The 24,137-nt window shown below is 75.8% G+C and carries 14 protein-coding genes and 3 pseudogenes; 11 read left to right on the top strand and 6 right to left on the bottom strand.

Annotated elements, in window-relative coordinates:
• Positions 1–122: 122 nt before the first annotated feature.
• Positions 123–2,584 (top strand): annotated as a pseudogene (gene pcrA, locus LUW75_RS08235) (DNA helicase PcrA).
• Between the two features lie 299 nt (positions 2,585–2,883).
• Here the strand turns inward: pcrA and LUW75_RS08230 are convergent.
• Together LUW75_RS08230 and LUW75_RS08225 are read right to left on the bottom strand one after the other, a co-directional pair.
• Positions 2,884–4,362, bottom strand: coding sequence for a peptidoglycan DD-metalloendopeptidase family protein (locus LUW75_RS08230; protein ID WP_250335036.1), 1,479 nt, complete (start codon positions 4,360–4,362; stop codon positions 2,884–2,886).
• Between the two features lie 230 nt (positions 4,363–4,592).
• Positions 4,593–5,384, bottom strand: a complete 792-nt coding sequence (locus tag LUW75_RS08225) for an esterase/lipase family protein (RefSeq protein ID WP_250335035.1) — start codon at positions 5,382–5,384, stop codon at positions 4,593–4,595.
• A 323-nt stretch (positions 5,385–5,707) separates the two neighbouring features.
• Between LUW75_RS08225 and LUW75_RS08220 the strand changes: the two genes are divergently transcribed.
• Positions 5,708–6,121, top strand: a complete 414-nt coding sequence (locus LUW75_RS08220; RefSeq protein WP_250335034.1) for a cobalamin B12-binding domain-containing protein — start codon at positions 5,708–5,710, stop codon at positions 6,119–6,121.
• A gap of 191 nt (positions 6,122–6,312) precedes the next feature.
• Here LUW75_RS08220 and LUW75_RS08215 read toward each other — a convergent pair whose 3' ends face one another.
• Positions 6,313–7,971: a DUF5691 domain-containing protein gene (locus LUW75_RS08215; protein WP_250335033.1), complete on the bottom strand. Its 1,659-nt coding sequence runs from the start codon at positions 7,969–7,971 to the stop codon at positions 6,313–6,315.
• Between the two features lie 17 nt (positions 7,972–7,988).
• Positions 7,989–9,326: an SWIM zinc finger family protein gene (locus LUW75_RS08210; protein ID WP_250335032.1), complete on the bottom strand. Its 1,338-nt coding sequence runs from the start codon at positions 9,324–9,326 to the stop codon at positions 7,989–7,991.
• A 225-nt stretch (positions 9,327–9,551) separates the two neighbouring features.
• Between LUW75_RS08210 and LUW75_RS08205 the strand changes: the two genes are divergently transcribed.
• The 6 genes and pseudogenes from LUW75_RS08205 (at position 9,552) to sucD (ending at position 17,463) form a co-directional block, all read left to right on the top strand.
• Complete coding sequence (locus LUW75_RS08205) at positions 9,552–9,977, top strand: MmpS family transport accessory protein (RefSeq protein WP_250335031.1); 426 nt, start codon at positions 9,552–9,554, stop codon at positions 9,975–9,977.
• 144 nt (positions 9,978–10,121) lie between these two features.
• The gene (locus LUW75_RS08200) at positions 10,122–11,270 is read left to right on the top strand and encodes an ATP-binding protein (protein ID WP_462933707.1); all 1,149 of its coding nucleotides are present in this window, start codon (positions 10,122–10,124) and stop codon (positions 11,268–11,270) included.
• A pseudogene (locus LUW75_RS08195) lies at positions 11,228–13,593 on the top strand (DUF5682 family protein). Before LUW75_RS08200 ends, LUW75_RS08195 begins: the two are co-directional and overlap by 43 nt.
• Positions 13,590–14,747, top strand: a complete 1,158-nt coding sequence (locus LUW75_RS08190) for a VWA domain-containing protein (RefSeq protein WP_250335029.1) — start codon at positions 13,590–13,592, stop codon at positions 14,745–14,747. Before LUW75_RS08195 ends, LUW75_RS08190 begins: the two are co-directional and overlap by 4 nt.
• 622 nt (positions 14,748–15,369) lie before the next feature.
• Positions 15,370–16,548, top strand: a complete 1,179-nt coding sequence (sucC, locus tag LUW75_RS08180) for an ADP-forming succinate--CoA ligase subunit beta (protein ID WP_250335028.1) — start codon at positions 15,370–15,372, stop codon at positions 16,546–16,548.
• Between the two features lie 24 nt (positions 16,549–16,572).
• Positions 16,573–17,463, top strand: a complete 891-nt coding sequence (sucD, locus tag LUW75_RS08175; protein WP_250335027.1) for a succinate--CoA ligase subunit alpha — start codon at positions 16,573–16,575, stop codon at positions 17,461–17,463.
• Positions 17,464–17,551: 88 nt separating this feature from the next.
• Here the strand turns inward: sucD and LUW75_RS08170 are convergent, their stop codons facing one another.
• On the bottom strand, positions 17,552–18,451 hold the full coding sequence (locus tag LUW75_RS08170) for a sigma-70 family RNA polymerase sigma factor (protein ID WP_250335026.1): 900 nt from the start codon (positions 18,449–18,451) through the stop codon (positions 17,552–17,554).
• Between the two features lie 152 nt (positions 18,452–18,603).
• Between LUW75_RS08170 and LUW75_RS24310 the strand changes: the two genes are divergently transcribed.
• On the top strand, positions 18,604–20,241 hold the full coding sequence (locus tag LUW75_RS24310) for a cell division protein PerM (RefSeq protein ID WP_284453818.1): 1,638 nt from the start codon (positions 18,604–18,606) through the stop codon (positions 20,239–20,241).
• Between the two features lie 760 nt (positions 20,242–21,001).
• On the opposite strand, the pseudogene LUW75_RS08160 reads toward LUW75_RS24310, so the two are convergent.
• A pseudogene (locus LUW75_RS08160) lies at positions 21,002–21,665 on the bottom strand (hypothetical protein).
• A 257-nt stretch (positions 21,666–21,922) separates the two neighbouring features.
• Between LUW75_RS08160 and purN the strand changes: the two are divergent.
• A complete protein-coding gene (purN, locus tag LUW75_RS08155) occupies positions 21,923–22,555 on the top strand; it encodes a phosphoribosylglycinamide formyltransferase (protein WP_250335025.1) in 633 nt (210 codons plus the stop codon).
• Complete coding sequence (purH, locus tag LUW75_RS08150) at positions 22,542–24,095, top strand: bifunctional phosphoribosylaminoimidazolecarboxamide formyltransferase/IMP cyclohydrolase (protein WP_250335024.1); 1,554 nt, start codon at positions 22,542–22,544, stop codon at positions 24,093–24,095. Before purN ends, purH begins: the two co-directional genes overlap by 14 nt.
• The last annotated feature ends 42 nt before the right edge of the window (positions 24,096–24,137 follow it).

Here is a 24,137-nt window from a genome sequence, read left to right as displayed (position 1 = left end):
CCCCTCCCGGCGTGCCGCGCGCCCTGCGCGGCCCCGGCGGGCCGCCGCCGTCGCGTCGCCGGGCGCGGGGGATCCGGTTCCGGCTCCGTACTGTCGGCGGGGCGGCCTAGACTCGGTAGGCGATGAGCAGCCTCTTTGACGACAGCTTCCTGGCGGACCTCCGCGACCACCCCGCGGAGGAACCCCCGCCGCCCGAGGACTCCGAGGCCCCCCGGCCGCGGAGGAGGTCCCGTACGACCTCTTCGAGGGGAGGTTCGACGCGCCCCCGGTCCGCGACCCGTACTACCGGGACGGCTCACCGCGCCCGGTCCTCACCCCGGAGGCGCTGCTGGAGGGGCTGAACGAGCAGCAGCGCGCCGCCGTCGTCCACACGGGCTCGCCGCTGCTCATCGTCGCCGGCGCGGGTTCCGGCAAGACCCGCGTCCTCACCCACCGCATCGCCCACCTCCTTGCCGGCCGGGACGTCCACCCGGGGCAGATACTGGCGATCACGTTCACGAACAAGGCCGCCGGCGAGATGAAGGAGCGCGTCGAGCAGCTCGTCGGCCCGAGCGCTCAGGCGATGTGGGTGATGACCTTCCACAGCGCGTGCGTCCGCATCCTGCGCCGCGAGTCCAAGAGGTTCGGCTTCACGTCGTCGTTCTCGATCTACGACGCCGCCGACTCCAAGCGCCTCATGGCCCTGGTCTGCCGCGATCTGGACCTCGACCCGAAGCGGTACCCGCCGAAGTCCTTCAGCGCCAAGGTCTCCAACCTCAAGAACGAGCTCATCGACGAGGAGGCCTTCGCCGACCAGGCGTCGGACGGCTTCGAGAAGACCCTCGCCGAGGCGTACCGCATGTACCAGGCGCGGCTCCGCGAGGCCAACGCCCTGGACTTCGACGACATCATCATGACGACGGTCCACCTGCTCCAGGCCTTCCCGGACGTCGCCGAGCACTACCGCCGCCGCTTCCGCCACGTCCTCGTCGACGAGTACCAGGACACCAACCACGCCCAGTACACGCTCGTGCGCGAGCTGGTCGGCCCGTCCGGCGACGCGGAGCCCCCGCCGTCGGAGCTGTGCGTCGTCGGCGACGCCGACCAGTCGATCTACGCCTTCCGCGGCGCCACCATCCGCAACATCCTCCAGTTCGAGGAGGACTACCCGGACGCCACGACGATCCTGCTGGAGCGGAACTACCGCTCCACGCAGACCATCCTCTCCGCCGCCAACGCGGTGATCGAGCGCAACGAGGGCCGCCGCCCCAAGAACCTCTGGACGAACGCCGGCGCGGGGGCCCGCATCACCGGCTACGTCGCGGACACCGAGCACGACGAGGCGCAGTTCGTCGCCGACGAGATCGACCGGCTCACCGACGCCGGCGAGGCCAAGGCGGGCGACGTCGCCGTCTTCTACCGGACCAACGCCCAGTCCCGCGTCTTCGAGGAGGTCTTCATCCGCGTCGGCCTGCCCTACAAGGTCGTCGGCGGCGTCCGCTTCTACGAGCGCAAGGAGGTCCGCGACGTCCTCGCGTACCTGCGCGTCCTGGCCAACCCGGAGGACGCCGTCCCCCTGCGCCGCATCCTCAACGTGCCCAAGCGCGGCATCGGCGAGCGCGCCGAGGCCATGATCGAGGCCCTCGCCCTGCGCGAGAGGATCACCTTCCCGCAGGCGCTGAAGCGCGTCGACGAGGCGTACGGCATGGCGGCCCGCTCCACCAACGCCGTGAAGCGGTTCAACACGCTGATGGAGGAGCTGCGCACGGTCGTCGAGTCCGGCGCAGGTCCGGCCGTCGTGCTGGAGGCGGTCCTGGAGCGCACCGGGTACCTCGCGGAACTCCAGGCGTCGACGGACCCGCAGGACGAGACGCGGATCGAGAACCTGCAGGAACTCGCCGCCGTGGCCCTGGAGTTCGAGCAGGGGCGCGGGGAGGGCGAGGGGACGGGCACGCTCGCCGAGTTCCTGGAGCAGGTCGCCCTCGTCGCGGACTCCGACCAGATCCCCGACGGCGACGAGGACGGCGACGGCGTCATCACGCTGATGACGCTGCACACCGCCAAGGGCCTGGAGTTCCCGGTGGTGTTCCTGACCGGCCTGGAGGACGGGGTCTTCCCGCACATGCGGGCCCTCGGCCAGACCAAGGAGCTGGAGGAGGAGCGCCGCCTCGCGTACGTGGGCATCACACGTGCCCGGGAGCGGCTCTACCTGACGCGTTCGTCGATGCGCAGCGCCTGGGGCCAGCCCGCCTACAACCCGCCGTCGCGATTCCTGGAGGAGATCCCCCCGCAGCACGTGGAGTGGAAGCGCACGGGCAGGACCTCCGCCGCCCCGGCCGGCCCGTCGAGCCCGGCCTCGGGCGTGGCGGCCTCCCTGTCGGCGTCCCGGTCCCGTTCGGGACCGTCCGGCTTCGCGACGCGGCGTACGGCGGACAAGCCGGCGGTCGCGCTGGCCGTGGGCGACAGGGTCACGCACGACCAGTTCGGCCTGGGCACGGTGACGGCGGTGACCGGGTCGGGCGGCGACGCCCAGGCGACCGTCGACTTCGGCGACGGGAAGCCGAAGCGGCTGCTGCTGCGGTACGCGCCGGTCGAGAAGCTGTAGGGCGCGGGCGGCCGGTACAGAGCCGGGCGGGCCGGTGGGCGGCCGCCCGGCACGCCGCTCCCCGGGGCGGCGTACCGGGCGGCGTGTCGGCCTCCGGGGCGGCCGGGCACGTCCGGTATCGGGGCCGACCGGGCGGGGTGGCCGGTCCCTCGCCGGCGGGCTCCCGAGCGGGCCGGCCGACCGGCGCGCCGACCGCCGGGCCGGGCGTCGGCGGATCGGCGCCGGCGTACGGGGGCCGGGGCGGTCGGCGGATCGGCCCGTGCCGGGCGCGTCGGGCGCCGGGGCGGCCGGACCTCGGGTCAGCCGGTCGGGTTCAGGCCGTGCTCGCGGAGCCACGCCTCCGGGTCGATCGCGGTTCCGCCGCCCGGCCGCACCTCGAAGTGCAGGTGCGGGCCGGTGGAGTTGCCGGAGTTGCCGGAGTAGGCGATGACGTCGCCCGCCTTGACGAAACCCGAGCGGATCTTGGCGCTGCTCAGGTGGCAGTACCAGGTCTCGGTACCGTCCTTGGCGGTGACGATGACCATGTTCCCGTACGCGCTGTTCCACTGGGTGCGCACGGTGCCGTCCGTCGCCGCCATCACGGGCGTGCCGTACTGGACGGGGAAGTCGATGCCGGTGTGCAGGGACATCCAGTTGACGCCCGCCTGGCCGTAGCCGGCGCTCAGCTGGCGCAGATGCACCGGGAGCGCGAACTTGGGGCGCATGGCCTCGCGGCGCTTCGCCTCCTCCTCGCGCTTCTTGCGCTCCGCCTCCTGACGGGCCTTGAGGTCGATGCGCTCCTGCGTGCGGCTGGCGCGGTCGCTGAAGTCGAGGGCCTCGGCGTCGAGCGCGGCGAGCTGGGTGTCGAGGGCGCTGTTGACGACGGCCGGCTTCAGGGAGGCCGGGTCGGCGGCGGTCACCGCCGTGCCGTCGTCCTGCTCGGTGCCGGTGAGTCCGCTGACGGACGCGGCGGCGATGCCGGCGACCCCCATGACGCACGCCGAGGGCACGGCGACGGTCAGCAGCGCGGAGCGCCGGGCCGGGGTGCGCCGCCTGCCGCGGCTGCCGCCGGCGCGGCGGGCCGGGCGCGCGGCGGGCGCGGGGGCGACGGCCTCGTCGAGTACCTCCAGCGACTCCGTCGACGGGCCGCCGTCGGTGAGCTCATCGGCGAACCCGTCGACGAAGCCCTCGGCGAAGTCGTCGGTGAAGCCGTCCGTCTCGAAGGCGAAGTCACCGGTCCGCGGTTCGTCCTCGGCCCCGTGAGCGGGGTCCGCCTCCGGTTCGGCCCCGGGAGCGCCGTCCACGGCGGAGGGGTCGTACTGCTCGGGGATGAACGCCCCGACGGGGGCGGCCCCTTCGGGGACGTGGGTCCACGCGGCCGTGGCGTAGGGGTCGGTGCCGTACCCCTCGGCGCCGGGGAGTTCGGCCCCGTAGGGCCCGGGCTCCGGCGCGTACCACTGGCCGGTCGTCCCGTAGGTGGGCGCCGTCGCCGCGTACTGCTGGTCGTCCTGCGGCCGGGGCCAGGCGGCGGTGTCCCACTGGCCGGTCCGGTCGGCGTACGTGGTGTACGCGTCGGGCCACCCGGTGGTGTCGTACCGGCCGTCGTACCCGGTGTCGTAGCCGCCGGGGACGTCCCCGTAGAGGGGGTCGGCCACCTGGTGGGCACCGGTTCCGTAGGAGCCGAGGCCGTACGCGGGGACCTGGCCGCCGTCGCCGAAGCCGCTCTCGCTGGTCGTGAAACTGCCCGTGGTGTACACGTCGTCTCCGACGTAGCCGGCGTGGGGGTGCTGGTCGTTCACCAACTTCTCTCTCGCCTCGGCAGCAGGACCAGTTCCGGGCCAACCCTGACGGGAACCCGGAGGGAAGCAGTGGGCGCGACTGTACCCGGCGGTCTACGCAACCGACAATCTTCGGCGGGGTTTACCGCCCGGGGAAACGGGCATTCGGTCGCCTTTCGGCGGAGCGCACACCGAGCCTTGGCCCTACGTTCGAAATCCGTTCGACATGGGGTGGCGGTTTCGCGCCACGATCACGGAGTCCCGGGTTCCGGAGCGGGGTCCTCGTGGTCGAGTTCCGCGACGACCCTGGCGGTCACCGCCGGGTGGACCGGGAGCGTGAGGTGGCCGACGCCGCCGACCCTGACGTTCAGCGTGTCCAGGTCGGGGTGGTCGAGGCGGGCCGCCTCGACGGGCGACATCCAGAGGTCGAGTTCGCTCCAGAAGCTGACGAAGCGGGTGCGGCAACCGGGGGCCGGGGCCGCCAGCTCGCACAGGACGGGGGAGCGGGGGCGCATCTGGCGGACGAGCGGGTGCACGCCGGCGAGCGGGACGGCGGAGGTGCCGCCGTGCGGCGTGCCGAGCGTGACGACCGTGCGGACGTGGGGGGCGCCGCCGAGCCGTTGCACGTAGTACCGGGCGACCAGGCCGCCCAGACTGTGCCCGACGAGGTCGACCTCGTCGTGGCCGGTGCGGACGCGGAGCTCGTCGACGTGGCCGGCGAGCCGGTGGGCGGCGGTGCGCAGGTCGCAGATGAGCGGCGAGTGGTTGACGGCCCGGACGTGCCGGGTGCCGTCCCGCGCGAGGGCCCGGTGGAGCGGGACGAAGACGGAGCGGTTGTCGGAGAGCCCGTGCAGCAGGACGACGGGCGGACGGGTGCCGTGCGGCGCGGTGGCGGGGCACCGACCGGGGCGGAGACCCGCGGGGGCGAGGCCCGTGGGGTAGAGGAGCAGGTGCCCGGCGAGGACGACCGCCTCCACGACGGCCGACCTCAGGGCGTCGGCGCGGAGGGCGGTCGCGGTGACGGACGGTGGCGGTTCCCGCATGGCCGACCTCCTGGCGGGCGGCACGCAGAGGGCGGTTCCCTCCCGTACGCCCTGAGGCGCCGCGACCGAGGGTGGGGATGCGCCGCGCGTCCGTGCCGCGCGGCTGGCGGCGCGGAAACACGACGGCCTGGTCACGACTCCGGAGCGTGTCCGCCCCGGCCGGCCCGTGGCGCACCCGGTGCGGGGACGACACGCGGCGAACATGTCCCACGTGTGATTTCCCCCTCGCTCTTGACCGCGAAACGGCCGGTTGCGGGATGCTGGCGATAACGTTCGTTCACCTCCCCGGCACACAGGTACGGGGGACGCATGTGGAGGCAGTGATGGGTGTGACCGGTCCGATCCGCGTGGTGGTCGCCAAGCCGGGTCTCGACGGCCACGATCGCGGTGCGAAGGTGATCGCGCGGGCGCTGCGCGACGCCGGTATGGAGGTCATCTACACCGGCCTGCACCAGACGCCGGAGCAGATCGTGGACACCGCGATCCAGGAGGACGCCGACGCGATCGGGCTGTCCATCCTGTCCGGCGCGCACAACACGCTGTTCGCGCGCGTGCTGGAGCTGCTGAAGGAGCGCGAGGCGGAGGACATCAAGGTCTTCGGCGGCGGCATCATCCCGGAGGACGACATCCCGCCGCTGAAGGAGAAGGGTGTGGCGGCGATCTTCACGCCCGGCGCGACGACGGCGTCCATCGTCGACTGGGTCAACGCCCACGTCCGCCAGCCGACCGAGGCCTGAGCCCGGGGGGCGCCCGGCGCGAGTGCCCCCTCCCCTCCCCGCCGTGCCGGTTCGTCCGCCGTGCCGGTTCGCGGCACCGTCCCGCCGGTCCGAGGCCTTGACCCGCCCGTCGGGCACGCCGGTCCGCCGCCGTGCCGGTCCGTCCGTCCACCGCCGGGGCGGGCCGCCTGCGCGGCCGGCGCGAGGACCGGTCAGGCTTCCGGAGGAGCCAGCTCCGCGTGCATCGCCGCGCGCAGGCGCAGGGTGGCGACCAGCCGCTGGAACGCCTCCGCCCAGTACCCCCCGGCCCCGGGCGCCGCGTCCTCCCCCTCCTCGGACGCCGCCGTCAGCACCTCCAGCCGGTCCGCCTCCCGGGGGTCGAGGCACCGCTCCGCCAGCCCCATCACCCCGCTGAAGCTCCACGGATAGCTGCCGGCCTCCCGTGCGATGTCCAGCGCGTCGACCACGGCCCGCCCCAGCACCCCGGACCACGGCACCGTGCACGCCGCGAGCGGTTGGAACGCCTCCGACAGGCCGTGCGCCGCGATGAACGCCGCGACCCACTCCGCCCGCTCCCCGTGCGGCAGCGCCGACAGCAGCGCCGCCGACGACGAGGGGCCCGGCCCGGCCGCGGGCGACGCCGACGCGGAGCCGAGCAGCGCCCGCGACCACGCCGCGTCCCGCTGCCGCACCGCCGCCCTGCACCACGCGGAGTGCAGTTCCTCGCGCCAGTCGCCGGCCACCGGCAGCGCGACGATCTCCTCGGGGGTCCGCCCGCCGAACCGTTCCCGCCACAGGCCCAGTGGGGCGGCCTCCACCAGCTGGCCGAGCCACCAGGACCGCCCGCCCCGGCCGGAGGGCGGCTGCGGTACGACGCCGTCGCGCTGCATCCCCGCGTCGCACTCGTGCGGCGCCTCCACCGTGATCACCGGCCGCCGCCTGGTGCGGTCCAGGCCGACGCACGAGGCGGCCCGCGCGGCCATCCTCGCGGCGAACGCCGACCCGGGCAGCGAGGACAGCAGCTCCGCGGCCGTGGACCGGACGTTGCGGCTGCGGTCCGGGAGGACCCCTTCCAGGAACTCCTCGTCGGCCGCCGACAGGCCCGTCCGCAGCGAGTCCAGGAACACCAGCCGGTCCTCGGCGCGCTCCGCCGCCCACGTCGACGCCAGCAGGCCCGGCGCCGCCGCCGGGTCGTGCGCCCGTACGGCCGCCAGCAGGGCGACCCGTTCGGCGGACAGGCCCTCCTCCCACAAACGCCGCACGCCCTCGTCGTCGTCGGGAGCGGGCAGCGCCGCCCCGCCGGACGCGCCGCGCAGGGCGAACCTCCACTCCGGGTTGAACGCGGCCAGCCACAGTGCGCGCGGCCCGCCGAACGCCAGTGCCTGCGGCCGCAGGTCGGTACGGGCGCGGGCGGCGTCGAGCAGCGCCGGCAGAGCGGTCGCGGGGGCGCGGTAACCGTAGGCGTGGGCGGCGGCCAGCCACTGCGGCAGCAGCTCGGCCAGGTCGGGCGCGGTGCCCCGGCGGCCGCCGGCCGCCGGCGGCCGACCGGCGAGCAGCTGCGCCAGCCGGCGTGCCGCGGCCCCGGGCAGCGGCGGACGTCCGTCGGGCGGAGCCGGCCGCGGCAGCGGCGCGGCGGCGGCGGGGAGGAGTCCGGCCCGCCGCCGCACGGTCTGGGCGGCGGCGGCGTCCAGCAGCGCGACCGCAGGGTCGGCGGGGACCCCGCCCCCGGAGCCCCCGCTCCCGGGGGCTTCGCCTCCGGAGCCCTCGTCCCCGGCCTTCCCGGCGCCCGCGACCGCCGGGAGCGGCGGCGGACGCCGGTCCGTGCCCAGGAGGGCCGAGGTGACGAGGTCCTCCCAGAGCGTGGTGGTCATGTCTTCTCCTCCAGCCGTCAGGTGAGCGGGACCGTGCCCGGTGCGTCCGGGGACCAGGCGGCCAACGGCGTGAAGCCGCGGTGACCGCACTCGCCGAACACCGTGACCGGCGCCCCGCCGGACACCGCCGCCAACCGCCACAGCCCCGGTCCGGCCGGGGCCGAGTCGACGACGGGCAGCGCGGCGCGGCCGTCCGCGTCGGCCAGCTGCCAGCCGCCCACCGCCGGCACGGGCACCACGTCCCGCAGCGTCGCCGGCCAGGAGTCCAGCCACGGATCGTCCCGCAGCGCCAGGCCGTACGCGGTGAGCGCGTCGCCGACCGCCCCTCCCGGCGGCGGCGCGTCCCCCGGCACGGGGGTCCCGAACCGCTCGCCCAGCTCCGCCCGCACCTGCCCGGCCCCCCGATACCGGACGAGTTCGGCGTCGACGACCGCGCCCACCGGCAGCGACAGCTCCGGGGCACGGCCCGCCGCCCCGAACGACAGCAGCAGCGCCGTGTGCCCCGTGTCCCGCCCGTACAGCCAGATGCGACGCGTCGTCAGTCTGCCGTCGGACGTGTCGTACTGGGCGAGGACCAGCCAGCGGTCCCGGACCGCGGGGCCCTCCGTCGCGGCGGGCAGGCCGACCCGGACGCGGACCGTCGCGGCCAGCGGCTCCGGCAACCGGTCGACGCCCAGCCACGCCCGGTCCAGCAGGTGCGTCAGCGCGCTCTCCTCCAGCAGCCGCACCGGCCAGCCGGTGCCCGAACCGGGTATCGCGCCCAGCTCCCGCACCCGGCCCGCCAGGCCCGGCGCCTGGGCGTCGACCATGCGGCGCGCGGTCTCCTCCCACAGGCCGTACCCGGCCCGCTCGGCGGCGGCCAGCCCGCCGCGCACCAGGTCGGCCAGGCGCCGCTCCAGCTCCTCCGCACCGGCCGTGACGCGGGCCGCCCTGGCCGCCGCCCGGCGCCGCGCGGCCTCCGCGCCGACCGGCCCGCTCCCGCCCTTCCGCCCCCGCGCCCCGGTCCGCGCACCGCGGCCCTCCGGCCACCGCTCCGCCCAGTCCGGAACGGACGCCCCCGCCGGCACGGCGGCGGCGTCCGCCGCCCAGAGCAGCAGCAGCCCCAGCGCGTGCTTGCACGGGGACTTCCGGCTCGGGCAACTGCACGTGTACGCCGGGCCCGTGAGGTCGACGGCAGTCCGGTACGGCCTGCCGCCGCCGCCCTCGCACAGCCCCCACACCACACCGGAGTCCGCGCACCCCGCCCCGGACCACGGCCCGGCGGCGCCCAGCCTGCCCCCCGCCGCGCGCGAGGCGGCGTCAGGCGCCAGAGCCAGCACCTGTTCGGCCGTCCAGCGTCCCCCCTGCTCAGTCATGTCCCCGACGGTAGGACCCGGCACTGACATCGACGGCGGCACGCAGGTTCCGGTGGCCGCGGCCCGGGCGCTGACCGACGCCCCGCCGGGTTGTCCTCCCGTCGCCCCGTCCGGCCGCCGAGGCCCGTTCGACCGGCGCCGACCTGCGGCGACGGCTCCCGTCTTGGGAACCTCCGGGCGCACACGTAGTGTTGAGGCCTCACAAACCGATTCTCGGGGGAACACATGAACCGCACGAGCCGATCCGCCGCCGCCGTCCTGGCCGCCGTCTCCATGACGTTCGGGCTGGGCGCCTGCGCCCTGAACCCCGACGAGGCCGCCGAGCGCGTCGACAGCGCGCTCAACACGACGTACGAGGTGACGTACGAGGTGACCGGCGCCAACATCGACTCGATCACCTACAACAGCGGCGAGGGGGACGCGATGAGTCCGAAGCTGGAGACCGTCGACAAGCCGACCCTCCCCTGGAGCAAGACGGTGACGCTGAAGGGGGTCGAGGCGCCGGTCGTCACGCCGATCGCCGCCGGCGTCCAGGACGTCAAGGCCACCTGCAAGATCATCCACGAGGGCAAGGTGCTGAAGGAGTCGTCCGGGGGCGGCAAGGCCGCCGCCGTCAGCTGCGTCGCGGTCTCCCCGATCGCCGACAAGTAGTACCGCGGGTGGGCCCGCCGCGCGGCGGGCCCGCCGCGACGTCCCCGCCGGCCACGCACCCGCCCGCGCCGGGGATTGTCAGTGGCGTGGTGCACGGTGGACTCCAGACCCGGTCGAACGACTGGACGATCTGGAGGGGAATCCATGACCACGTCCGCGACCACCGAGGACGACCGCGCCGGAACCGGTCCGGGGACCGGCTCCGGAACCGGCGCCGACGCCCTGCGGCCGCATGCGGAGGACGCGTTCGCGCACGAGCTGGAGGCGCTCGCCGCGGCCGACGACCGGCCCCGTCCGGAGCGTTGGCGGCTCTCGCCGTGGGCGGTCGCCACGTACCTGCTGGGCGGCACGCTCCCGGACGGCACGGTGGTCACGCCCAAGTACGTGGGACCGCGCCGGATCGTCGAGGTCGCCGTCACCACGCTCGCCACCGACCGGGCCCTGCTCCTCCTCGGCGTCCCCGGCACGGCGAAGACCTGGGTGTCCGAGCACCTCGCGGCGGCCGTCAGCGGCGACTCGACGCTCCTCGTCCAGGGCACGGCCGGGACACCGGAGGAGGCCATCCGGTACGGGTGGAACTACGCGCGGCTCCTCGCCCACGGCCCCAGCCGCGACGCCCTCGTGCCCGGTCCGGTCATGCGCGCCATGGCCGAGGGCATGACGGCCCGCGTGGAGGAGCTGACCCGCATCCCCGCCGACGTGCAGGACACGCTCATCACGATCCTGTCCGAGAAGACCCTGCCCGTCCCCGAGTTGGGCCAGGAGGTCCAGGCCGTCCGCGGCTTCAACCTGATCGCCACGGCCAACGACCGCGACCGCGGCGTCAACGACCTGTCGAGCGCCCTGCGCCGCCGCTTCAACACGGTCGTCCTGCCCCTGCCGGAGACACCGGAGGCCGAGGTCGACATCGTCTCCCGCCGCGTCGACCAGATCGGCCGCTCCCTCGACCTGCCCGGCGCACCCGAGGGCACGGACGAGATCCGCCGCGTCGTCACCGTCTTCCGCGAACTGCGCGACGGCGTCACCGCCGACGGCCGCACCAGGCTCAAGTCGCCCTCCGGCACGCTCTCCACCGCCGAGGCGATCTCCGTCGTCACCGGCGGACTCGCCCTCGCCGCGCACTTCGGGGACGGTGTGCTGCGCCCCGCCGACGTGGCCGCCGGCCTCCTCGGCGCCGTCGTCCGCGACCCCGCCGCCGACCGCGTCGTCTGGCAGGAGTACCTGGAGACCGTCGTGCGCGAGCGGGACGGCTGGAAGGACTTCTACCGCGCCTGCCGGGAGGTCTCGGCGTGACCGACCCCCTGCTGCTCGGAGTGCGCCACCACGGACCCGGCTCGGCGCGCGCGGTCCGCGCCGCCCTCGACGCGGTACGCCCCGGGGCCGTGCTGATCGAGGGCCCGCCGGAGGCCGACGCCCTGCTGCCGCTCGCCGCCGACGAGCGGATGCGACCGCCGGTCGCCCTGCTGGCACACGCCGCCGACGACCCCGGACGGTCCGCGTTCTGGCCGTTCGCCGCCTTCTCGCCCGAGTGGGTCGCCGTCCGCTGGGCGCTCGACCACGGTGCCGCCGTCCGCTTCGTCGACCTGCCCGCCGCCCACTCCCTCGCCATGATGGGCGACCCCACCTGGGAGGACGAGGACGAGGAGGACGCGGACGACGACACGGGCGGGCCGTCCGCCGACGGGCGGCGCCGCGGACTGCGCGTCGACCCCCTCGCCGTACTGGCCGCGACCGCCGGGTACGACGACCCGGAGCGCTGGTGGGAGGACGTCGTCGAGCACCGCGCGGCGCACACGGGCGACCCGCTCGCCCCGTTCGCGGCCGTCGCGGAGGCGATGACGGCGCTGCGCGAGGCGTACGGGCACGGCGGCGGCGCCCGCGACCCCGTCCGCGAGGCGCACATGCGGCTCCGGCTGCGCGCCGCCCTCCGGGAGCACGGCACCGTCGCCGTCGTCTGCGGCGCCTGGCACGTCCCGGCGCTCGCCGGGAAGCACACCGTCACCGCCGACCGGGCCCTCCTCAAGGGCCTCCCCAGGGTCAGGACCGAGACCACCTGGGTGCCGTGGACGCACCGCAGGCTCGCCCGCCGCTCCGGGTACGGCGCCGGGATCGACTCGCCCGGATGGTACGAGCACCTGTTCGCCGCGCCCGACCGGCCGGTCGAGCGGTGGATGACGAAGGCCGCCGGGCTGCTCCGCGAGGAGGACCACCCGGTGTCGTCCGCCCACGTCGTCGAGGCCGTGCGGCTCGCCGGGGCGCTCGCCGCGATGCGCGGCCGCCCGCTGGCGGGGCTCACCGAGACGACCGACGCCGTCCGGGCGGTGATGTGCGACGGCTCCGACGTGCCGCTCGCCCTGATCCGGGACCGGCTCGTCGTCGGCGACGCCCTGGGCGAGGTGCCCGACGGGGCGCCCGCCGTGCCGCTCCAGCGCGATCTGCACCGGCTCCAGCGCACCCTGCGCCTCAGGCCGGAGGCGGCCGAGCGGGAACTCGCCCTCGACCTGCGCAAGGACACCGACGCCGCCCGCAGCCGCCTCCTGCACCGGCTGCGCCTCCTCGGCGTCGACTGGGGGAGCCCGAGCGGGCCCGCGGCACGGGCACCTTCCGGGAGGTCTGGCGGCTGCGCTGGGAGCCCGAACTCCACGTGCGGGTCGCGGAGGCCGGCGTATGGGGCACCACGGTCCTGTCCGCCGCCACCGCCAAGGCCGAGGCGGAGGCCGCCGCCGCCACGGCCCTCGCCGAGGTCACGGCCCTCGCCGAGCGGTGCCTCCTCGCCGACCTGCCCGAGGCGTTGCCCCCGGTCGTGCGGGCCCTCGCCGACCGCGCGGCCCTCGACGCCGACGTCGGCCGCCTCGCCCTGGCCCTGCCGCCCCTCGCCCGCACCCTCCGCTACGGGGACGTGCGTGCCACGGACGCCTCCGCGCTCGCGGAGGTCGCCACCGGCCTCGCCCTGCGGATATGCGTCGGCCTGCCGCCGGCCTGCGCGGGGCTGGACGCGGACGGTGCCGCCGAGATGCGCGGCCACGTCGACGCCGTCCACACGGCGGTGCGGCTCCTTCCGGACGCCGGTGAGGTCACCGCGCGGTGGACGGCCGTCCTGGAGCGGCTCACCCGGCGCGACACGGTCCCCGGCGTCCTGCGCGGCCGCGCCGCCCGGCTCCTCCTCGACGACGGGCGGCTCGCCGAGGACGAGGCCGCCCGCCTGATGGGCCTCGCGCTGTCACCCGGCACGGCGCCCGCCGAGGCCGCCGCGTGGATCGAGGGGTTCGTCGGCGGCGCCGGCGGCGACGGATCCGGCGGCATGCTGCTCGTCCACGACGAACGGCTCCTCGCCCTGGTCGACGCGTGGCTGACGGCCGTGCCCGCCGAGGCGTTCACGGGCGTGCTGCCGCTGCTGCGCCGTACGTTCTCCGCGTACGGGCCGGCAGTGCGCCGCACGCTCGGCGAACTCGTGCGGCGCGGCCCCGCCCGCGGCGGCGCGGTGCTCACCGAGGCGGGCGCACCCGGCTTCGGCCCCGGCCTCGACGAGGCCCGCGCCGACGGGGTGCTGCCCCTGCTGGACGTGCTGCTGGGCCTTGGGCGGCCGGACGGCGAACTCGCGGGGGTGGGCCGATGACCGGCGACGACGAGCGGCTGCGGCGCTGGCGCATGGTGCTCGGCGGGGGAGCGGCGGACGGCACGGGCCGCGCGCTGACCGGCACCGACGCCGTCGTGGACGGTGCGCTGGGCGCCCTGTACGGGGGGACCGGCGGTGACACCGGCCGGCGGGGGCGCCGGAACCGGTCGGCGGGGCTCGGCGGGTCGGCCCCGTCCGTGGCGCGCTGGCTCGGCGACATCCGCACGTACTTCCCCGCTCCCGTCGTACAGGTCGTGCAGCGCGACGCGATCGACCGGCTCGGCCTGGCCGCGCTGTTGGCGGAGCCGGAGACGCTGGAGGCCGTCGAGGCGGACGTCCACCTCGTCGGCACGCTGCTCTCCCTCGGCGGGGCCATGCCCGAGACGACGAGGGAGACGGCGCGGGCCGTCGTCCGCAAGGTCGTCGACGACCTGGAGAAGCGCCTGGCCACACGCACCCGGGCCACCCTCGCCGGCGCCCTCGACCGCAGCGCCCGCCTCAGCCGGCCCCGGCACCGGGACATCGACTGGGACCGCACGATCCGCGCCAACCTGCGGAACTACCTCCCCGAGCACCGCACGGTCGTCCCCGAGCGCCTGATCGGCTACGGACGGGCCTCGCAGGCCGTGGGGAAGGAGGTGGTGCTCTGCGTCGACCAGTCCGGGTCGATGGCGGCGTCCGTCGTGTACGCGTCGGTGTTCGGCGCGGTCCTGGCCTCGATGCGCTCGATCGCGACCCGGCTCGTCGTCTTCGACACGGCCGTCGTCGACCTGACCGACCGGATCGACGACCCGGTGGACGTGCTGTTCGGTACGCGGCTGGGCGGCGGCACGGACATCGACCGGGCGCTCGCGTACTGCCAGTCGCGGATCACCCGGCCCGCCGACACGGTCGTGGTGCTGATCAGCGATCTGTACGAGGGCGGCACACGCGACGGGACGCTGAAGCGCGTCGCGGCGATGAAGGCGGCCGGGGTGCGGTTCGTGACGCTGCTCGCCCTGTCCGACGAAGGGGCCCCCGCGTACGACCGGGAACACGCCGCCGCCCTTGCGGCGCTGGGGACGCCGGCGTTCGCGTGCACACCGGACCTCTTCCCCGAGGTGATGGCCGCGGCCCTGGAGAAGCGTCCGGTACCGGTGCCCGAACCCGCCTGACCGGGCCGCGCGGTGACCCCCGGCGCCGTGGGGGGCCGGGGGGAGGACGTCGGCGGCCGAGCGGGCGGGCCGGTCAGGCGGGCAGGGGCCCCGGCCCCGCGGGCCGCCGGGGCCGGGTGCCGCCGGGGTGCCGCCCCGGCCCCCGTACGGTCGTTTCGTACCGCCGCCGGGGGCTCCCCGTGCCGGGCGCCGCCGCGAGCCCGCGCCGCCGGAGCCCCGGCCCCCGTACGTCCGTTCCGGCCCCCGTACGTCCGCCCCCGTGCCGTGTGCCGGGGCGCCGGGCGCACGGCGCTCCGCCCGGCACCGGCCGGGGTGCCCGCACCGCGGCCCCACCGCCGTCCGGGCCGTAGTGGGAGCCGCGGCCGCGGGCGCTCCCGCGGCCGGCGGAACGGTCCGTCCGGGGTTCCCTTCTGTGACGGGTATCACCGTTCGGGTGTGATCTGCGATTTAGGGCGGCACCGCCTCCGGGGATAACCTGCGAGGCGGACATGCCGCGTCCACGGACACCGTGTACGCCTCCCTTGTGACAGAGCAGTCACGTTGCCCTCCGCCCGCACGACGGGCGCGCGGCACGCCCACGCATGACAACGAACCGCGATCACCAGAAAAGGGACGGACGCGCGTGGACCTGTTCGAGTACCAGGCGAGGGACCTCTTCGCCAAGCACGGTGTACCGGTGCTGGCCGGTGAAGTCATCGACACGCCTGAGGCGGCGCGCGAGGCGACGGAGCGGCTGGGCGGCAAGTCGGTCGTCAAGGCGCAGGTCAAGGTCGGCGGCCGCGGCAAGGCCGGCGGCGTCAAGCTGGCCTCGGACCCGCAGGACGCGGTCGAGAAGGCCCGGCAGATCCTCGGCATGGACATCAAGGGCCACACGGTCCACAAGGTCATGATCGCCGAGACGGCCCCGGAGATCGTCGAGGAGTACTACGTCTCGTACCTCCTCGACCGCACCAACCGCACCTTCCTGGCGATGGCGTCCGTCGAGGGCGGCATGGACATCGAGGAGGTCGCGGCCACCAAGCCCGAGGCCCTCGCGAAGGTCCCGGTCGACGCCAACGAGGGCGTGACGGTCGAGAAGGCCCGCGAGATCGTCGCGCAGGCGAAGTTCCCGGCCGAGGTCGCCGAGAAGGTCGCCGAGGTCCTGGTGACCCTGTGGAAGACGTTCGTCGCCGAGGACGCCCTCCTCGTCGAGGTCAACCCGCTCGCCAAGGTCGCCTCCGGTGACATCCTGGCCCTCGACGGCAAGGTCTCCCTGGACGCCAACGCCGACTTCCGCCAGCCCGGGCACGAGGCGCTGGAGGACAAGGCCGCCGCCAACCCGCTCGAGGCCGCCGCCAAGGCCAAGGGCCTCAACTACGTCAAGCTCGACGGCGAGGTCGGCATCATCGGCAACGGCGCGGGCCTGGTCATGTCCACCCTGGACGTCGTCGCGTACGCCGGTGAGGCGCACGGCGGCGTGAAGCCGGCCAACTTCCTCGACATCGGCGGCGGCGCCTCCGCCGAGGTCATGGCGAACGGCCTGGAGATCATCCTCGGCGACCCGGACGTCAAGTCCGTGTTCGTCAACGTCTTCGGCGGCATCACCGCCTGCGACGAGGTCGCCAACGGCATCGTGCAGGCCCTGGAGCTCCTCAAGTCCAAGGGCGAGGAAGTCACCAAGCCGCTGGTCGTGCGCCTCGACGGCAACAACGCGGAGCTGGGTCGCAAGATCCTGTCGGACGCCAACCACCCGCTGGTGCAGCGCGTGGACACCATGGACGGCGCGGCCGACAAGGCCGCCGAGCTCGCGGCTGCGAAGTAAAAGGGACGAGGTCACAGACACACCATGGCTATCTTCCTCACCAAGGACAGCAAGGTCATCGTCCAGGGCATGACCGGCGCCACGGGCATGAAGCACACCAAGCTCATGCTCGGTGACGGCACCAACATCGTCGGCGGCGTCAACCCGCGCAAGGCCGGCACGACCGTCGACTTCGACGGCACCGAGGTCCCGGTCTTCGGCACGGTCGCCGAGGCGATGGAGAAGACGGGCGCCGACGTCTCCGTCCTCTTCGTGCCGCCGGCCTTCGCGAAGGCCGCCGTCGTGGAGGCCATCGACGCCGGGATCCCCCTCGCGGTCGTCATCACCGAGGGCATCGCCGTCCACGACTCCGCCGCCTTCTGGGCGTACGCGAAGTCGAAGGGCAACAAGACCCGCATCATCGGCCCCAACTGCCCCGGCCTCATCACCCCGGGCCAGTCCAACGCGGGCATCATCCCCGGCGACATCACCAAGCCGGGCAGGATCGGCCTGGTGTCGAAGTCCGGCACGCTGACCTACCAGATGATGTACGAGCTGCGCGACATCGGCTTCTCGTCCTGCGTCGGCATCGGTGGCGACCCGGTCATCGGCACCACCCACATCGACGCGCTGGCGGCCTTCGAGGCCGACCCGGAGACCGAGCTGATCGTCATGATCGGCGAGATCGGCGGCGACGCGGAGGAGCGCGCGGCCGACTTCATCAAGGCGAACGTGACCAAGCCGGTCGTCGGCTACGTCGCCGGCTTCACCGCGCCCGAGGGCAAGACCATGGGCCACGCCGGCGCCATCGTGTCCGGCTCCTCCGGCACGGCGCAGGCGAAGAAGGAGGCCCTGGAGGCCGCCGGCGTCAAGGTCGGCAAGACGCCGACCGAGACGGCGAAGCTCGCCCGCGAGATCCTCGGCGCCCAGGCGTAGCGTCCGGGCCCGGCCGCGAGGCACGGGCAAGCCGCAGCGGGCCCGCCCCGGTACCCCCGGGAGCGGGCCCGCTGCGCGTGGCGGGCGCCTAGTGCGGTGAGGGGACCAGGCGGGCCGGGCCGGTCACCGGCTGCCGGGCCAGGTGGGAGCGGAGCTCCTCGTCCTGGAGCGTCGGCCGCTGCGGACCGCTCAGGGGCGGGACGCCCGTCACCGCCCGCGCGGGCACCGGCGGCGGCTCGTACCGCGTCGGGGCCGTCGACAGGGTGAACGCCGTCGCCGTCACGATGAGCACCGACAGCGCCGCCGTACCGCAGGTCCGCAGCCGTACGCGCCACTCCCCGCCGACCCGCACCGCCCGGGGCGTCGCCAGGGCGGTCGCCGCTCCCTGGTCCAGCAGCTCCGCCAGGCCCCCGCGCAGCACGTCCGGGTCCGCCAGGAGCGGCACCCGCTCCGCGACCGCCCCGCGGGCGTGCAGCAGCCGGTGCGCGGCGGCCGGGCTGCTGGCCTCCGTCTCGGCGGCCACCTCCGGCAGGCCGACGCCCAGCCCGTCGTGGAGCAGCAGCGTGCGCCGGTACGAGGGCGGCAGGTCCAGCAGGACGCCGTGCAGCGCCCGCACCGTGGCGCCGCCCGCGGGCGGGTCGGGGTACCGGAGCCCGGGGCGCAGCCGGTGCCAGGGGGAGAGGGCGTAGTCGTGCGCGGTCGCCCGCACCCAGCCGGCCGGGTCCCGGTCGACGGCGACCTCCGGCCAGTGGTCCCAGGCGCGGTGGAACGCGTGTTCGACGGCCTCCCGTGCCAGCCGCCGCCGCCCGGTCAGGGCGTACGCCTGCCGTACCAGGTCGGGCGCGGCGTGCGCGTACAGCGCCTCGAACGCCTCGACGGGCGTCGCGGGCCGCGCGCCCGCAGCCGGCCCGGGCGGCGGGTCCGGTGCTTCGGGCGGCGGACCCGGTGCCACCCTCGCCGGCGTCCCGTCGATCGTGCCCTGCGTCATCGTCAGCCTCCGCGAACACCCTGCGTAGCGGAAAAGTACATAAACGTATATTGGGCGACACAGCGGGCATCCGCCTGTTGCGCAGTTACGGCGCGTGTCGTTGGCAGCATGTCTCCGTGTCCGTTTCCGCGCCGGTCCCCCCTCCCTCCCCCGTGTCCGGGACGACCGTCCCCGCCGAGCCGCAGGCCGTCCTGTACGGCGCCCGTCCCGCCGCCGCGGCGGGACGGGCCTTCGCGCGCGGCCTGGCCGCGGCCGGGCTGGGCCTCGCCGCCTTCACCGTCCTCGTCATGGCCGCGTGGATCGGCTCCCCGTACCCCGACGGCGGCCCGGCCGGCGCCCTGCACGCCGCGGCGGGCCTGTGGCTGCTGGCGCACGGCGTGGAGCTGGTACGGCCCGACACCCTGTCCGGCGGCCCGGCCCCGGTCGGCGTCGTCCCCCTGCTGCTGTCCGCGGTGCCGCTGTGGCTGGCCCACCGGGCCGCCCGCGACGTCCTCGAACCGGGCGGCACCCGCCCGAGGCCGGCACCGGCCGGGGCGGTGTACGCGGTGTCCGCCGGGTACCTCGTCGTCGCCGTGGGCGCCGCGCTGTACGCCCTCGGCGGGCCCCTGGAGGCGCGTCCGCTGAGCGCGGTCGGACACGTTCCGCCGGTCGTGGTGCTGGCGGCGGCGGCCGGGGCGTGGAGCGCGTGCGGGCGCCCGCTCGGGCCGCTGCCGCAGCGACTGCCGGAGTGGGTGCGGCGGGCGCCGGCGCGCACCCGGTCGCTGGCGGCGGCGCGGGCGGCGGGCGGGGCGCTGCTGGCGCTGCTCGCGGGGGGCGCGCTGCTGGTGGTGGGGTCGCTCGCCTGGCACGGGGGCGCGGCGTACGCGTCCCTGACGGGCCTTTCGGCCAACTGGGCCGGACGGGTGGCGGTCGTGGTGCTGGCCCTGGCCCTGCTGCCGAACGCGGCGGTGTGGGGCGCGGCGTACGCCCTGGGGCCCGGGTTCGAGCTGGGCGTGGGCGCGACGGTGACGCCGCTGGGCGTGGCGGGGGTGCCCGCGGTGCCGGACTTCCCGCTGCTGGCCGCCGTACCGGGCGGCGCACGGGGCGGCTGGGCGGCGGGGGTGGCGGTGCTGGTGCCGCTGGCGGCCGGACTGGTGGCCGGGTGGTGCACGGCGGAGGAGGCCGCGCCCCCGCTGGCCCGCCGCGACGAGACCTGGAGCGCCGCGCGCACGGCCGGGGCGGCGGCCCTGGCGGCGGTGGTCTGCGGCGTGGTGGCGGCGGCGCTCGCGGCGGCGGCGTCCGGGCCGCTGGGGTCGGCCAGGCTGGCGGACTTCGGCCCGGTGTGGTGGCGGACGGGTGCGGCGGCACTGGCGTGGACGGCGGTGGTGGCCGTACCGACGGCCCTGACTCTGCGGATCTGGCGCACCCGCGAGCGGAACGCCCACCCGGCCGACCCCACGCCCCCGCCGCCGGCGTCCCCGCCGCAGGGGCCCTCACCGCAGGGGCCCTCACCGCAGGAGGCCCGGGAGAGCCGGGAGGCCCGGGACCCGCGGGACGCGAAGGGCCTGCCGGACGCCCAGGAGCTCCGGGCCCTGCGGGACGCGGGGGACCCGCAGGGCCCGGGGGACGTACAAGAGTTCCAGGAGCCGGGGGACGTACAGGAGTCCCAGGAGCCGGGGGACGCGCCCGGTTCGCGGGACGCACGGCCCGGCTCCGGACCGCACCCCCGCGCCCGGCCGCCCCACCCCGTCCCCACGGCCCCGGCCCCGGAACCCCCGCGGCAGGAGTCCCCGGCGGGCACTCCGGAGTAGCGGTGGGGGAGGGGAGGGCGCCTGCGGGCGCCTCGAACGGCGAACCGTGCGGGGCGCCCCTCGCCGGTGGCGGGTCGGGCGGGCTCCAGGCGGTCCGTCGGGCCCGCCTCGGCGAAGGCCGCCACGTGCTCGCGGCCCTCCGTGAAGTGGTCCCGGCCCTCCCCGCGGGCCGGGACCACCCTGCGCGCCCGGGATGCGGACGGCCCCCACCGCCGTCGCGCTGGCGACGGTGACCAGCGCGCCGTCCCGGAAGACCGGGCGTGCCGCGTCCGGCGGGCCGAACCGGATCGAGCGTGCCGCGCCGACGGACTGCACCGCCGCGTCCGGCGGGCCGGACCGGCCGGCCACCTCCCGCACCGCGTCCAGCGACGCGTCGTCACCGCTGACGTACCCCGTCGGAAGGCCCGCGGCCGTCCGGGACGAAGCCGACCACCTCGCCCGTGATCCCCGCGGCTCCCCCGGGGCCGTGCGGCGCGGGCGCCGCGGTGACCGCGGCCGTGCCGCCGTCCGGCGGGGCGGCTCGGCCGACCGCCACGGGGCGGGGCGGCGCGCGTCGCCGCGCGGGCTGGTCAGGACGACCGGTACGTCCTTGGGGAACTCCCGACCCGACCGGTCCGGGAGGATGGAAAGGAGCCCCGCTGACGCGTCCTCACCGCCTGCGTCGTCTGCGTCGTCTTCACCGTCTGCGTCGCCTGCGCCGTCCACGGCTCCTCGGCCGCCCGCACCGCCCCCGCCGCCCCCACCGCTCCGGGAGGGGCGTCTACCGCTTGACGCCGATCAGGTCCCGCAGGGGGGCGGGGAGCCGCTCGTTGCAGGACACCTGCCCGTCCTTGGTCAGGGCGTCGTCCACGCAGGTGTAGAAGTCCCGGTACACCAGCTGGAAGGTGAACATCGTCGCCACGATGACCAGCGCCAGCGCGCCCGTGATCAGGCCGCTCACCGCCGCCGTCGTCTGCGATCTCACCGTCGCGGAGGCCGACTCGTCCCGGCCGCGCCCACGCAGCGAGCTGACGCCCCAGTACAGGGCGAGGGCGCCCAGCAGCAGGCCCAGCTCGGGGAAGTCGAAGACCGAGAAGAAGAAGCCCCACATGCCCGCCAGCAGCGCGTACCGCGCACGCCGCTGCGACGGGTCCTTCGGGTCCCAGCGCAGCTGCGGACCCTCCTGCTGCGGCCGCCCCTGCCGGGGCGGTTCGCCGCCGAAACCGTCCGAGGAGCGGCCCGGCTGGCGCGGGCTCCAGCGGCTGTTCCAGCGTCCCTCGTGGCCCTCGCGCCCCCCCTTCGCCGCCCTCGCCGTCACCGGAGGCGCCGGAACCGTCGCCCCCCTCCGCCGAACGGCGCGGCTGCCAGGGCTGGTCGGGGCTCCCCTCGGGCGGCGGCGCGAACGGGTTGCTGTCGTCGGTGGGCTGGCGGCCTCGGTCCGGCATGTGGTGAACGTCTTCCCTGTCGTCGTTATACCTCCGCCCCCGCCCGTCCGCTCTGTCGGCGCCACGGGGAAACGGCTCCGCACCAGACGCTACCGCCCGCCCCGGCCCCCGTCCCGCGGGGGAGGCGCGGTGTGCCGGTATCGTTGCCGATGGTCGGCGCGTTCGTAGGGTTCCCCGTGTCGGGGCACGGAACGCGTTGGTACGACCGTACAAACCAGCACCTCGCACGTACCGCTCACGCGAAAAGAGTCCCCCCCGTGGCCCCCGCCGCCCCCGCCCGCATCGTCGTCCTGGTCTCCGGTTCCGGCACGAACCTCCAGGCACTCCTCGACGCGATCGCCGCCGACCCCGAGGGGTACGGCTCGCGGGTGCGGATCGTCGCCGTCGGCGCCGACCGCACCGGCGTCGCGGGCCTGGAGCGGGCCGAGCGCGCGGGCGTGCCGACATTCGTGCGCCGGGTGCGGGACTACGCGACGCGGGAGGAGTGGGACCGCGCGCTGGCCGAGGCCACCGCCGCGTACGAGCCGGACCTCGTCGTCTCGGCCGGCTTCATGAAGATCGTCGGGAAGGAGTTCCTGGCGCGCTTCGGCGGGCGGACCGTCAACACCCACCCCGCCCTGCTGCCCAGTTTCCCCGGTGCCCACGGAGTGCGGGACGCGCTCGCGTACGGCGCGAAGGTCACCGGGTGCACCGTCCACTTCGTCGACGACGGCGTCGACACCGGCCCGATCATCGCCCAGGGCGTGGTCGGGGTCCGGGACACGGACGACGAGGCCGCTCTCCACGAGCGCATCAAGGAAGTCGAGCGCACGCTGCTCGTCGAGGTCGTGGGGCGTCTCGCCCGGCACGGCTACCGCATTGAGGGACGAAAGGTTCATGTCGGTGAATAAGCCCATCCGTCGCGCGTTGATCAGTGTCTACGACAAGACGGGGCTGGAGGAGCTGGCCCGCGGCCTGCACGAGGCGCGTGTCGAGCTGGTCTCCACGGGCTCCACGGCCGCGAGGATCGCCGCCGCCGGCGTCCCGGTCACCAGGGTCGAGGAGCTGACCGGCTTCCCCGAGTGCCTGGACGGCCGCGTCAAGACGCTGCACCCGCGCGTGCACGCCGGGATCCTCGCCGACCTGCGCCTCGACGCGCACCGCGAGCAGCTCGCCGAGCTGGGCGTGGAGCCGTTCGACCTGGTCGTGGTGAACCTGTACCCGTTCGAGGCGACCGTCGCGTCCGGCGCCGCCCCCGACGAGTGCGTCGAGCAGATCGACATCGGCGGCCCCTCCATGGTCCGCGCCGCCGCCAAGAACCACCCCTCCGTCGCCGTGGTCACCTCCCCGGCCCGGTACGGCGACGTCCTCGCCGCCGTCGCCGCCGGCGGCTTCGACCTGGCGGCCCGCAAGCGGCTCGCCGCCGAGGCGTTCCAGCACACCGCCGCGTACGACCTGGCCGTCGCCTCCTGGTTCGCGTCCTCCTACGCGCCCGCCGACGAGTCGGCCTTCCCCGACTTCACGGGCGCCGCGTACACCCGCCGCAGCGTCCTGCGGTACGGCGAGAACCCCCACCAGGCCGCCGCGCTCTACGTCGACGGCGGGGGCGGACTGGCCGAGGCGGAGCAGCTGCACGGCAAGGAGATGTCCTTCAACAACTACACGGACACCGACGCCGCCCGCCGCGCCGCCTACGACCACGCCGACCCGTGCGTCGCGATCATCAAGCACGCCAACCCGTGCGGCATCGCGATCGGCGCGGACGTCGCCGAGGCCCACCGCAAGGCCCACGCCTGCGACCCGCTCTCCGCGTTCGGCGGCGTCATCGCCGTCAACCGCCCCGTCTCCGTCGCCATGGCCGAGCAGGTCGCGGAGATCTTCACCGAGGTCGTCGTCGCCCCCGACTACGAGGACGGCGCGGTCGAGGTCCTCGCCCGCAAGAAGAACATCCGGGTCCTGCGCTGCCCGGGCGCCCCGTCCGCGCCCGTCGAGGTCAGGCCCGTCGACGGCGGCGCGCTGCTCCAGGCGACCGACCGCCTCCAGGCCGAGGGCGACGACCCGTCGACGTGGACCCTCGCCACCGGCGAGGCCCTGTCCGACGCCGAACTCGCCGAGCTGGCCTTCGCCTGGCGCGCCTGCCGCGCCGTCAAGTCGAACGCGATCCTCCTCGCCAAGGGCGGCGCCAGCGTCGGCGTCGGTATGGGCCAGGTCAACCGCGTCGACTCCGCCAGGCTGGCCGTCGAGCGGGCCGGCGAGGAGCGGGCCCGCGGTTCGTACGCCGCGTCCGACGCGTTCTTCCCGTTCCCGGACGGCCTGGAGATCCTCGCGGCCGCGGGCGTGAAGGCGGTCGTCCAGCCGGGCGGTTCCGTCCGCGACGAGCTGGTCGTCGAGGCCGCGCGGAAGGCCGGCGTGACCATGTACCTCACGGGCACGCGCCACTTCTTCCACTGAGCGCCCCGCCACCGACGCACCGAGGCCGCCCGGCGATCACCG

It is taken from the genome of Streptomyces sp. MRC013 (genome assembly GCF_023614235.1).
Lineage (GTDB): Bacteria > Actinomycetota > Actinomycetes > Streptomycetales > Streptomycetaceae > Streptomyces.
This window is presented reverse-complemented; position numbering and strand designations above follow the sequence as displayed.

Excerpts from the sequence above, each read along its gene's own strand:
- LUW75_RS08225 (WP_250335035.1), bottom strand. The coding sequence starts at position 5,384 with ATGCGGGAACCGCCACCGTCCGTCACCGCGACCGCCCTCCGCGCCGAC.
- LUW75_RS08220 (WP_250335034.1), top strand. The coding sequence starts at position 5,708 with ATGGGTGTGACCGGTCCGATCCGCGTGGTGGTCGCCAAGCCGGGTCTC.
- LUW75_RS08215 (WP_250335033.1), bottom strand. The coding sequence starts at position 7,971 with ATGACCACCACGCTCTGGGAGGACCTCGTCACCTCGGCCCTCCTGGGC.
- LUW75_RS08210 (WP_250335032.1), bottom strand. The coding sequence starts at position 9,326 with ATGACTGAGCAGGGGGGACGCTGGACGGCCGAACAGGTGCTGGCTCTG.
- LUW75_RS08205 (WP_250335031.1), top strand. The coding sequence starts at position 9,552 with ATGAACCGCACGAGCCGATCCGCCGCCGCCGTCCTGGCCGCCGTCTCC.
- LUW75_RS08200 (WP_462933707.1), top strand. The coding sequence starts at position 10,122 with ATGACCACGTCCGCGACCACCGAGGACGACCGCGCCGGAACCGGTCCG.
- LUW75_RS08190 (WP_250335029.1), top strand. The coding sequence starts at position 13,590 with ATGACCGGCGACGACGAGCGGCTGCGGCGCTGGCGCATGGTGCTCGGC.
- sucD (WP_250335027.1), top strand. The coding sequence starts at position 16,573 with ATGGCTATCTTCCTCACCAAGGACAGCAAGGTCATCGTCCAGGGCATG.
- LUW75_RS08170 (WP_250335026.1), bottom strand. The coding sequence starts at position 18,451 with ATGACGCAGGGCACGATCGACGGGACGCCGGCGAGGGTGGCACCGGGT.
- purH (WP_250335024.1), top strand. The coding sequence starts at position 22,542 with ATGTCGGTGAATAAGCCCATCCGTCGCGCGTTGATCAGTGTCTACGAC.